The organism is Sphingomonas sp. (assembly GCF_048595155.1).
In the GTDB taxonomy this organism is placed as follows: domain Bacteria; phylum Pseudomonadota; class Alphaproteobacteria; order Sphingomonadales; family Sphingomonadaceae; genus Sphingomonas_I.
This window is the reverse complement of record NZ_JBMDXN010000101.1, coordinates 59,469-71,679: the sequence shown is the minus strand read 5'-3', so window position 1 is coordinate 71,679 and position 12,211 is coordinate 59,469. Positions and strand designations below refer to the sequence as shown.

The following is a 12,211-nucleotide window of genomic DNA, read 5'->3' as shown; positions in this document are numbered from 1 at the left end:
CTTTCGTTCGCCCCTGCTTGTCCCGCGCCGCATTTTCTCTGCGGCTGCGAGCTATTCACGGCCTCGTCGGCGCCTCCCAATCGTTCAGCGCCGGGCCCAATGCGGTTTTGAGAGGTGCAAGCTCCCCTTCGAAGCGGCGCCAGCGATCAATGCCGTCGCGGTTGACCGGGCGTCGCACCTGTTCCGAACTGGCGGTTCGAACCGCCCGATCCGTCTTCCAGAAAGACAGGCAGGCGGGATCGAACGCGAGCCCGCAATGGTCCAGCAATTTGCGGACCTCACCCTCTACATCCTCGATCAAGCGCTCGTGGATTACACGGTGGATCCGGCCGGGCATTATGGCATCGAAATGCGCCATCGCGGTCACATAGTCGCGATAGTAAAGCCCAACATCCTCTAGGTCGTAGGTAAAGGCCTGGCCACGCGCGAAATGCTGGCGATAGGCCGAAAAGCAGCAGTCCATCGGGTGACGGCGGGCGTCGATGATTTTCGCATTCGGCAGGATCAGCGCGATCAATCCGGCATGCAGCCAATTGTTTGGCATCTTGTCGATGAAGAAAGGGCGGCTCGTCTTGCGCTGCACCTTGGTACGGGTGAGATAGGCCTCACCCCAATTGCGCAGCTCCTCCGCGCCCGCTTCGCGCAACCGCTCCGGATAGCGATCCTCCCGCCCGGTCAATTCGCGCACAATGGCCATCAGATCGGGCAGCTCCATCGTGCCTTCGACCAGCGGGTGAGATGCCAAAATCTGCTCCACCAGGGTCGAACCCGACCGTGGCAGACCGACGATGAAGATGGGATCGCGCGCATCGCACCCCTGCCCGCCCCGCTCACGGATCATGGCAGAGTCGAAGGTCGCGATCGTTCGCGCCACTTGGCGGTGAATGCGATCGGGGTCGTAGCCAAGCTGGTCCCGGCGCAGCGCATTCCCACTGCGATAATGATCGAAAGCCAAGGCATCTTCGCCACGATCCTCCCGCGCCTTGGCCAGCGCGAAATGAAGATGCAGCCGATCCTCTTCGCTGATTCCGGCGACGCGCAAGGCGCCGTCCATCGCGCCGATCGCCTCATCCCCGAACCGGTAGGTCTTCAGGTTAGCGAGGCTCCACCATGCCTCCCCCAGCGTCGGCTCGATCTCCGTTGCGCGTCGATAGGCAGCTACGGCATCGTTCTGACGACCAACCGTCTTCAACGCATGTCCGAAACTCATCCAATTACGGGCAAGCGTTGGATAATCCGCCAGCAGCCCCTCGTAGAGCGCAATCGCCGCATCATATTCGCCGAGCCTGACCAAGGTGGCGGCCTTGACCGTGCGTGCGCCACCCTGACGCGGATCCTGTGCCAGCAGCACGTCAATCTCACGCAGCGCCTCGGCCGGGCGGTTGTTGCGCTGAAGGATCATCGCATAGGCCTGCCGTGCCGCATCGAAAGCGGGCGCCAGCTGCACGACCTGCGCCAAAAGCGCCTGCGCGTCGTCCAACCGTCCCAACCGCGCCGCGAGCTCCGCCAGCATGCGCATCGCCGCCACGTTGCCCGGCCGCGTACGTAGTTGCTGGCGCAGCAGCGCTTCCGCGGTGGGAAGATCATTGTCCTGCAAAGCCATGGCCGCTCGCATCAACACCGGATCCTGGGTCGACGCGCGCACCGTTGCCAGTTGGGCTGCATTGGCGGCAGCATCGTCGCCGGCGGTGCGGAGCGCATCCGCGAGGATCGCCCACGCATCAGCCCATGCCGGCTTAAGCGTGAGCGCATGACGGAATTGTGCGATTGCGCGGGGAAGATCGCCGTCGGCACGCAGGGCAAGCCCCAGCTCCAATGCGGTTGCAGCCGATCCGGATTGCTCGACCGCCAGTCGTTCCAGCAGACGGCGCGCCTCGCGCGTCTGGCCAATCAGACGAAGCGCGCGTCCCCGCACCAACAATGCTTGCGGATGCCCCGGAGCCACGGCCAAAATTTCATCGACTTGTTCCAGCGCAAGTGTCGGACGGGTCGAGGCAAGACGTTCGGCCTGCGCCAACGCCATGTTCAGGGAACCGACCGGCTGCTCCGTGCGCGTTGCCATCCCTGCCCTTTTGCCTGGCTTTACGCCGTGATGGCGGGATGAGACGCCGCGCAAACAGTCTTGTCAACGCGATGTTGCGGCTGCGAAGCTAGTCTTCTACTCTTCTGCGACATCATGGCCACAACTTCCCTGACCGCGCAGCGCCACGATCCGGATGATGGCTGGAGCCTGCCGGCTTGGCTCTATGCCGATCCTGAATATTTCGAAGTCGAGCTCAAGCAGATCATCCGGCCGGCCTGGCAAATCGTCTGCCACGTCAGCGACATCGCTGCTCCCGGCGACTGGATGGGATTGGACTATGCAGGCGAGAATATCGTCGTGCTCCACGGAGCTGACGATGAGATTCGCGCCTTCCATAATGTCTGCCGCCATCGCGGCGCGCGTATTTTGGACGGCTCGTCCGGCTGCGCCAAACGGATCGTCTGCCCCTATCATGCCTGGACCTACGCCAGCGACGGTCGCCTGGTCGGCGTGCCCAGTCGGGAAAGCTATGATCCTACAGATCTGGCGGGAATAGGCTTAGTTCCGGTTGAGCATGAGATCTGGGAAGGGTTCGTGTTCGTCCGCCTGGAGAGTGGCGGGCCGAGCGTGGCGCGAATGATGGCACCTTATGCGCAGGAAATCGGGCCCTATCGTTTCCCCGAACTGCGCAAACTTGGGCGCGTGACCTTGCGTCATCGCACCGTCAACTGGAAGAATATTGCCGATAACTATTCGGATGGCCTACATATTGCCGTCGCCCATCCCGGCCTGAAGCGGTTGGTGGGCGACGGCTATGGCGTCGAATCTACCGATTGGGCCGACAAAATGTGGGGTCCGTTGGTCGATCGTCCGTCGTCCAATCCGTCCGAGCGGGCCTATGCGCACTTCCTGCCGCGGGTCGCGCATCTGCCAGCGGACCGACAGCGGCTGTGGACCTATTTCAAGCTTTGGCCGAACGTCGCCTTCGACATCTATCCCGATCAGGTCGACTTCATGCAGTTCCTGCCAATCTCCGCCACGGAGACCCTGATCCGGGAAATCAGCTACGCCGTTCCGGATCCGGAAGCTTCCGACGATGCCCGCCGCAGAATGAGAGCGGCGCAATATCTGAACTGGCGCATCAACCGCCAGGTGAACGCCGAAGACACCGAGTTGGTGGCACGCGTGCAGCAGGGCATGGCTTCCTCCAGCTTCTCCGTGGGGCCGCTCAGCCGTGAAGAGGTGGCGCTTCGCAACTTCGCGCGGCGGGTGCGCGCTTTGATCCCCGAGGCGCGCGATCATGCGGCACCGCCCCCTGGATGGAGTCGCGCTTATCGCTGAAGGATCCGTCGCCCTTTGTCAGATAGGCTGCGAAAGGTGATCGACCAGCGCGGCACATCCATCGCCGCAATGCTATGCTCCCAATCATGGCGCGCCGTTCCGGAGAGATGATAGATCGAGCACGGGGCGAGATGCGCGGAGGCCCGTTCGAACCCGGACGACAGGCGCCGGCGAAGCCGCAGGGTGGCAGGGTTTCCCAATGAGATGCCGGCTACATGCTCGAAAACCGGGCGGTCGCGATGCCACCCGATTCCCGCACCGGGATCATAACGGATCAGCAGCACCTGCACGAATTCCCCTGGATCCAGCCCGGCGAGGGCCGCAGCCTTGTCGCGCGCGGGCAACAGCCAGCCGGGAATGGGATCGGCCTCGGCCAAACGCGCGGCATCGAAATCATAATTCCATCCGAAGCTGCGTGTCAGCCGCTTGCCGGTCCAACCCTGAAAACGGAATGGCGACAAGTCTTCCGCATCGATCCGCGCGATCAACGCGCGCTCTTCCGCCGTTGTGAACGCCGCCTCGATTTGGTTGAAGCCCGGGACCGGCGCAACGCCGAACAAATCATGCATGTGGATAATGTAGGAAGGCGCCAAGGCAGCCGCATCCTGTCTCCGTCAAATCTTGATCAAGGGCGGACTCTGGATACCTCAATGGCGACCTTTCAGGCGCATCTTCGCGGGCCGAATGCATCTTGGTCATCTGGCGTTCATGTGCCATCGCCATTGGCCGATTGGATCAAAAGGGGTCGGGGAGCGACATTTACGATGGCCATGGCGGGTGCAATCCGGCATGAAGCCGCCGCGCAATCACAAACATGTGATATGCGCCAGCGGCGCTCCCACCCCGCAATGCCACGAAATCACGTCCATCCTTGCGCGTAGGTCCTGACAGCCACCGAGGCCTCTTCCACCAACTTCAGCAGCGAGAATTGTTCATGCGCCTGGCGCTCACCGCAACCTGCATCACCACCCTTGCCACTCTGCTCGCCGCTGAAGCACGCGCCGACACATCGATCAGCACCGCAACCACGACGCCGGTGCAGACGTCGAGCGGCGGCAATATCACGGTCACGGCCGATGGTTCGATCGCACCGACGAGCGGCACGGCCATCACGATCAACAGCAACAATACGGTGAGCAGCGCAGGCAAGATCACCTTTTCGGGGGTGAACAATGCCGCCGGCATCGTCGCAAATGGCGGCCTTACCAGCAGCATCACCAACAGCGGGACAATCACGCTCGACGAAAACTACACCCGCACGGACACAAACGGCGACACGGTGCTGGATGGCCCCTATGCACAGGGCAGTAATCGCTACGCGATCCGGATCGATGGCACAGCGCCCTTTACCGGCGCGATCAACAATACGGGCGCGATCACGGTGCGCGGCAACGACTCTGCCGGGATTTACGCCTCGGCACCGATCGTGGGCAACGTCACCGCCAATACCGGCGCGATCAGCGTGACGGGCAACAACACCTATGGTGTTCGGCTCGGCGCGGTGAACGGCAACATCGCCTTGTCCAGCTCGGTCAGCGTCCTCGGCGGCAACGCCACGGCTGTCGCCTTGACCGGCGACGTCGCGGGGCAGGTCGTCGTCCACGGCACGTTCAGCAGCACGGGCTATAGCTCGACGACGCTGCCGACCGACGTCACCAAGCTGACGCCGGAAAATGTGCAGCAGGCCGGATCCGCCATGGTCATCGGCGGCAGTGTCAGCGGCGGCGTCCTCATCGCCGCGGCGCCGACAGACACCACCAACACCACCGCGGACGTTGACAAGGACGGTATTGCCGACGCGACGCAGCAGACCGCATCGCTGACGACCTATGGCAGCGCGCCGGCGCTGCTCATCGGCTCAGCCACCGCGCCGATTACGCTGGGCACCTTCACCGGCAATACCAACGGCCTGATCGTCAACGGCAAGATCGCGGGCATCGGCGTCTATTCCGGCATCGGCGCCACCGGCGCTCAAATCGGCGGTCTGGGTGCGCCGGTCACCATCAACGGCGGTATTGCCGTCGCCGGGCAGATTGCCGGCAGCTCCAACGGCGGAACCGCCTACGGCCTGCGGCTGGCTTCGGGTGCCACGACGCCGCAACTCACCGTCAGCGGCAGCATCGGCGCGGGCGGCTCTGCAACCGCCGGCAGCGCCTCTTACGGCGTCGTGATCGAGAATGGCGCCAGCCTGCCGACGATCGTCAACAGCGGCACGATCTCCGCGCAGACGACGGCGACCTCGGGCAACGCGAAGGCGATCCTCGACAATAGCGGTACACTGACCAGCGTCGTCAACAACGGTACCATCATCGCCGCCGCCACCTCCGGCAGCGACACGGATCAGCGTGCGATCGACGTCACCAGCAATACGACGGGCTTCACCTATACTCAGGCGCTTGCCAGCTCGACCCAGACCACCACGCCCGCGCTGACGGGTGGCGTCTTCACGGGAAGCGGCAACGACACGTTCACCGCATCCGCGGGCGTCATCCAGTCGGTCATCGATCTCGGTGCCGGCAACGATACGATCGCGATCAGCGGAAACGTCACCGCCGCGATCGACGCCCGGCTGGGCGACGGGAATGACAGCATCACCCTCTCCGGCACCAGCACCACGTCGGGCAAGATCGACTTCGGAACGGGCAATGACTCGTTGACGATCGGGAGCGGCGCGACTTTTGCCGGCGTATTCGCGAATGGGGATAGAGCCGGATCGAACATCACGGTCGGGCTGAATGGCGGCACGCTGCGCTTCAATACGACCGACACCAACACCATGACGACCCTGAATGCTACCGGCGGCACGCTGGGCGTGGTCATCGATCCCGCCAAGAATACGGGCACGCTGGTGAACGTGACAGGAGCGACCACGATCAGCGGGCCGACGACACTGGCCGTCGGCGTGACCTCCTTCGGCACCACCACCACCCCGATCACCGTCCTGCGCAGCGGCACGCTGAGCGGAAGCAATAATCTGACCCTGTCCATCAACTCGTTGCCCTATCTGCTGAAGGGCGATCTGGTGGCGAGCGACAGCTCCGGCACGGTTGGCGTCGCGATCCAGCGCAAGACGGCCACGGACCTGCAGTTCCGCCGCTCCGAAGCCGCAGCCTACGATGCGGTGTTCGCCGCGATCCAGGGCAACAGCACGCTGTCCTCCACCTTCCTCGGCCTGACCGACCGGGATTCGACCCTGTTGCGCTACCGTCAGATGCTGCCTGACCATCAGGGCGGCGTGTTCGATGTGTTGACCCAGGGCACGCGCGCCCTCGCTCCGACTGAGAACGTGACACCCTGGGCCCAGGTTGGCCGCGTCAACCTGTGGGTCCAGCAGGCGCTGTGGGATGCGCATCAGGATGCCAATGACACGCCTGGCAATGGCGGCAACGGCTGGGGCCTGACCGGCGGCGGTGACGTGCCGGTGGGAGAGAATAGCCGCGTCGGCCTGTCGATCGGCTACATCCATGGCGATGTGCGCGACAGCGGCGACAATGAAGTGTCGGCCAATCAGTTTGGCGGCGGCGTTCACTGGTACAGCACCTTTGGCAATTTGAAGTTCGCTGCCTTTGGTTCGGCCGGATATGTCCGCCTGTCAGAGCAACGCTCTCTCTCCGCATTGACGTCCGGCGCGCCGGCCATTTTCACGAGCAAGGGCAAGTGGAACGGCATCAATGCGGCCGCTGGCGCCAAGGTCAGCTACGAGAAGGCCTTGGGTACATTCTACCTGCGCCCCTCGGCACAGCTGAGCTACAACCGTCTGTCGGAAAAGGCGCATAACGAGACCGGGGGCGGCACTGGTTTCGACCTGTCGATCGGCAAGCGGACCAGCAGCGAAGCGGCAGCCACCGGCCTGTTGGCGGCGGGCCTTCGCTTCGGCGACCTGTCAAACCCCGATGCGGCGACCTTCCGCATCGAGCTGGAAGGTGGCCGGCGGCAGATCATCGACTCCAAGCTCGATGGCACCCGGGCACAGTTCGCCGGCGGCAACGAATTCATCCTGCTGCCGGAAGATCGCAAGAGCGGCTGGATCGGCGGGGCCAATGCCTCGCTGGGCTCGTCGGCCTTCCGCTTCGTTGCCTCGGGCGTGGTCGAGACCCGCTCCAACGGGCAGCGGATCATCTCCGGCCGCTTCGGCTTCCGCGGCGCTTTCTAAGGAAGGAGAACGGCGCCGGTGCGATCTGCCCGGCGCCGCTGTTCAGTTCGCGCCAGCGCCGGCCCGGTTGGCGTCGGCGACATTCTGCCAGCCGCCACCCAATGCGCGGAAAAGATCGACCTGCGCCGAGGCCACCGCATATTGCGACTGTGCCAGCGCCGCCGCGGCTTCCGCGTCGGTGCGTTGCGCATCCAGCAATGTCAGGAAATCGACCTGCCCTTCCCGCTGGCGGGCTTGCACGATACGCGATGCGGTTGCTGCGTCATCATAGGCAGTCTTCAGCGCCTGACGCCGGTTGAGGGACTCGGCATAGGCTGACAAGGCCGTGTCGGTTTCCTGCAATGCACGCAGGACCGTTCCATCGAACGTGGCCAGCGATCCGTCACGATCGGCGCGGGCTTCCGCGATGCGCGCACGTGCGGCCGCCTGATTGGGGAAATTCCAGCTGATCAGCGGGCCCAGCAGCCAGCGAAGCGGGCCGGCGCCGAACAGGTTGGAAAAGCCCGTGCTGGTCTGGCCGACCGAACCACCCAGGGTGATACGGGGATAGAGCTCCGCCGTCGCGATCCCGATCCGGGCGGTATTCGCGGCCAGGCGGCGTTCCGCCGCCCGCACGTCAGGCCGCCGCGCCAGCAACGTCCCCCCATCCCCGACCGGAATGAGCTGGCGAATTTCCGGCGTCGTGTCGCGGACCGTTGCTGCGGTGGGAAGCGCATCCGGCGTTCGGCCGGTGAGCATCGCCAGGCGGTACAATGCGGCCTGCCGCTGCGCCACCAGCGGTGGGATTTCCGCCCGGCGTTGATCGGCGAGCGTGGTCAAACGGATGATATCCAGCCGCTCCGAACGCCCCGCTTGGAACCGCTTCTGCGTGATGTTCACCGAACGATCGAGCAATGCGACGATCGACTGTGCGACCTTGATCTGCTCCGCGGCGGATGCAGCCTCGACATACGCACCGATCGTCTGTGCCACGATCGAGACGCGGACCGCATCCACATCGCCTGCAGCGGCACCGACATCGCCCTTGGCCGCCTCAATCTCACGACGCACCCGGCCAGACAGATCGAGTTCATAAGAGACGTCCAACCCCGCATCGACCTGCCAACCTTCCCGTTGGAGGCCGGGGAGCCGCTGGATGGTGGGCCGGCGGCCGTAGGCGGGGTTGGCGCTAAGGGTGGTCTGCGGAAGCAGATCGGAACGCGCCCCGCGCAGCGATGCCTTGGCCCGGTCGAGGCGCGAGATCGCCACACGGATGTCCGTGTTCGCCGCAAGCGCATCGGCGACCAGCCCGTCCAGAACGGGATCGTCATACATCTTCCACCAATCGCCCGGCGTCTGCGCGTCGCTGACCGGTGCCCCGCCGGCCAGCAGTGGCGCCTGGGCCGCAGCAGTGGTTGCCGGCGGCACGTAATTTGGCCCGACAGAACAGGCGACGAGCGCCAAGGCCGAGACGGCCGGTAACAATTTGACCAATGCCATAGTGATTATCCTATTCGGCAGGCTGCAGCGCGGGGCTGCCTGCTTGGCCACGGCGGCGGCGGGCGAAGCGATCGCCCAGCGCCCGGCACACCACATAGAAGGTCGGCGTGAAGATCAGGCCGAAGCCGGTCACCCCGATCATGCCGAAGAAAACGGCCGTTCCCAGCGCCTGCCGCAGCTCCGAACCGGCGCCTGTGGCAATCACGAGTGGGACCGCACCCAGAATGAAGGCGAAGCTGGTCATCAGGATCGGCCGCAGTCGGGTCCGCGCCGCATGAACCGCGGCATCGACCGGCGACATTCCCTGCTCTTCCTCCGCCTGCTTGGCGAACTCGACCACAAGGATCGCGTTCTTGGCCGCAAGGGCAATCAGCACGACCAGCCCGATCTGCGTCAGCACATTATTGTCCAACCCACGTATGTTGACGCCGATCATCGCCGCCAGCAGGCACATGGGCACGATCAGAACGATCGCGAGCGGCAGCGTCAGGCTCTCATATTGCGCCGCCAGCACCAGGAAGACGAACACCACCGCCATGGTGAAGACGAGCGCAGATGTGCTGCCGGCCGCCTTCTGCTGGTAGGCAATACCCGTCCAATCATGATCATAGCCGCTGGGCAATGTCTTGTCGGCCAGCGCATCCATCGTCTTCAAGGCCGTGCCCGATGACGTGCCCGGCGCAGTGTCACCATCGACCTCGACCGCGGGGAAGAGGTTATAGCGGGTGACGCGATAGGGTCCGGTCTTGTCCTTGAAGGTCGCAACCGATCCGATCGGCACCATCGCCCCCGAATTGGATCGCGTCTTCAGGTTCGCCACATCAGCGGTCGTGTTCCGGAAGCGGGCGTCGGCCTGTGCCGTGACGCGATAGGTACGACCCAGCAGGTTGAAGTCATTGACGAAGGCAGAGCCCAGATAGACCTGCAACGCTTCGAACACGCGCTCTGGCGGAACCCCCAGCAGATCGGCCTTGCGACGATCGATATCGGCAAAGACGCGCGGCGTGTTGGTCGCGAAGAAGGTGTAGATCTGCTTCAGGCCCTTGGTCTGGTTGGCCTGACCGATCAGCCCGTAACTGACCTTGCCCAGATCCTCATACCCATGGCCGCCAATATCCTGGACCATCATCCGATAGCCACCGGCCGAGCCGATGCCCTGGATGAGCGGCGGCGGCACGATCAGCAAGCGCGCCTCGGTAATGTCGGCGGTCGCCTTCTGCGCCTCGCCCATGATGCTACCGATCGAGACGCCGAGCTTTTTACGCTCTTCGAAGCTTTGCAGCGGAACATAGGCGGCCGCCGTGTTCGGGGCGAGCGTCTGCGAAGGGCCGTCGAAGCCGGCAAGCATCACCGATCCCTTGACGCCCTTGAGCGGCAGGATGCGGGCGGCGACCTTCTTCATCACCGCGTCGGTTCGTGCGATCGACGATCCGGGCGGCAGCTGAATAACGGTCAGGAAGTAACCTTGGTCCTGCGCCGGTACGAAGCCGGTCGGCGTCGCCCAGAACACGCCTATGGTGAGCGCGATCAGGCCCGCATAGGCCATCATCATCCGGGCTGGCTTCAGCACCAGTCGGTGGGTGAGCCGGCCATAGCCCTGGCTCATCCGCTCGAACCCGTGGTTGAAGCGATCGCCCGCATTCCGGATCATCTGACGCCAGCGCGGACCACCCTCGTCATGCGTTTCATGCGGCTTCAGCAGCAGCACGGCCAACGCGGGCGACAGCGTGAGCGAAAGGATCAGCGAAATGATCGTCGCGGCCGAGATCGTGACGGCGAACTGGCGATAGAATGCGCCGGACAAGCCGCTCAGGAACAAGGTCGGCACGAACACCGCGCACAGAACCAGCACGATCGCGACGAGCGCGGTGGACACTTCGTCCATCGACGTCCGGGCCGCCTCCAGCGGAGTCAGACCCCGTTCCAGGTTACGCTCGACATTCTCGACCACGACGATCGCGTCGTCGACGACGATGCCGATCGCCAGCACTAGGCCGAACAAGGACAGGTTGTTGAGCGAATAACCCACCGCCTGCAGCACCGCGAACGTACCGATCAGCGATACCGGGATGGCAACGATCGGGATGACCGCGGCGCGCCATTTCTGCAGGAAGACCAGGATGACGAGGACGACCAGGATCATCGCTTCGGCCAGCGTATGCATCACCGCATCGATCGACTGGGAGATGAACTCGGTCGGGTTGTAGATCACGCGATAGGCCAGGCCGGGCGGGAACTTGCCCGACATCTCCTTCATCGCCGCCGACACACCTTCGGCCGCAGCCAGTGCGTTGGACCCCGGCCGCTGGAACACGGCGACAATCACGGTCGGCTTGCCACTGAGATAGGTGTTGGTTCCATAATCCTGGGCACCCAGCTCGACCCGGGCGACGTCCGACACGCGAACCTGACGGCCATCGGGATCGGTGCGGATCACCACGTCGGCAAACTGCTTCGGATCGGTCAGACGCCCCTGCGTTTCAACGTTAAGCTGGAAGGCCTGGCCCGTATCGTAAGGTGGCTGGCCCAAAGCGCCGGAGGCGACCTGGACGTTCTGCGCCCGCAGGGCCGACACGATGTCACCCGCGGTCAGGCCCAATGCAGCCGCACGGCCTGGATCGATCCACACGCGCATCGAAAAGTCACGGCTGCCGAACAGCTGCACGTCACCTACGCCATCGATGCGTGCGAGCCGGTCGCGGACGCGCGTGAGCGCATAGTTGGAGATATAACCGCGATCCAGGCTCTCATCCGGCGAGATCAGATTGACCACCATCAGGAAGTCCGGCGACGTCTTCTTGGTGACGACGCCAAGGCGCTGTACCTCTTCCGGCAAACGGGGGACGGCTACTGCCACGCGGTTCTGGACGAGCACCTGCGCCGCATCGAGATCGGTCCCGATCTTGAACGTCACCGTGATCACCAGCTTGCCGTCGCCCGTCGATTGGGACGATTGGTACAGCATGTTGTCGACGCCGTTGATTTCCTGCTCGATCGGCGCGGCGACCGTTTCGGCAACCGTCTCCGCGCTCGCGCCCGGATAATTGGCCGTCACTGTCACGGTTGGCGGCACGATGTCCGGATATTGCGAGACAGGCAGCGCGAAATAAGCCAGCGCACCGACAATGGTGATGGCGATAGCAATCACCGCGGCAAAGATAGGCCGCGTGATAAAAAAGCGCGAAAAGCGCATGATCTTTGTCCTTTTGGACCGG

At 63.9% G+C, this 12,211-nt stretch carries 6 protein-coding genes; 2 read left to right on the top strand and 4 right to left on the bottom strand.

The window, feature by feature from the left end:
• Positions 1 to 55: 55 nt before the first annotated feature.
• Positions 56 to 2,062 carry a tetratricopeptide repeat-containing sulfotransferase family protein gene (locus ACOJSI_RS15240; RefSeq protein ID WP_420139150.1) on the bottom strand — a complete coding sequence of 669 codons (2,007 nt, stop codon included), beginning with the start codon at positions 2,060 to 2,062 and terminating at the stop codon, positions 56 to 58.
• A 114-nt stretch (positions 2,063 to 2,176) separates the two neighbouring features.
• Here ACOJSI_RS15240 and ACOJSI_RS15235 point away from each other — a divergent pair, with 114 nt between their 5' ends.
• Positions 2,177 to 3,364 (top strand): aromatic ring-hydroxylating oxygenase subunit alpha, encoded by a 1,188-nt coding sequence (locus tag ACOJSI_RS15235; protein ID WP_420139149.1) that lies wholly within the window; start codon positions 2,177 to 2,179, stop codon positions 3,362 to 3,364.
• Here the strand turns inward: ACOJSI_RS15235 and ACOJSI_RS15230 are convergent.
• Complete coding sequence (locus tag ACOJSI_RS15230) at positions 3,355 to 3,933, bottom strand: alpha-ketoglutarate-dependent dioxygenase AlkB (RefSeq protein WP_420139148.1); 579 nt, start codon at positions 3,931 to 3,933, stop codon at positions 3,355 to 3,357. The two genes, ACOJSI_RS15235 and ACOJSI_RS15230, sit on opposite strands and share 10 nt — an antisense overlap.
• A 365-nt stretch (positions 3,934 to 4,298) precedes the next feature.
• Between ACOJSI_RS15230 and ACOJSI_RS15225 the strand changes: the two genes are divergently transcribed.
• On the top strand, positions 4,299 to 7,517 hold the full coding sequence (locus tag ACOJSI_RS15225) for an autotransporter domain-containing protein (protein WP_420139147.1): 3,219 nt from the start codon (positions 4,299 to 4,301) through the stop codon (positions 7,515 to 7,517).
• 42 nt (positions 7,518 to 7,559) lie between these two features.
• Here ACOJSI_RS15225 and ACOJSI_RS15220 read toward each other — a convergent pair whose 3' ends face one another.
• Positions 7,560 to 8,996 carry an efflux transporter outer membrane subunit gene (locus ACOJSI_RS15220; protein ID WP_420139146.1) on the bottom strand — a complete coding sequence of 479 codons (1,437 nt, stop codon included), beginning with the start codon at positions 8,994 to 8,996 and terminating at the stop codon, positions 7,560 to 7,562.
• 10 nt (positions 8,997 to 9,006) lie between these two features.
• Positions 9,007 to 12,189 carry an efflux RND transporter permease subunit gene (locus ACOJSI_RS15215; RefSeq protein ID WP_420139145.1) on the bottom strand — a complete coding sequence of 1,061 codons (3,183 nt, stop codon included), beginning with the start codon at positions 12,187 to 12,189 and terminating at the stop codon, positions 9,007 to 9,009.
• Positions 12,190 to 12,211 lie beyond the last annotated feature (22 nt).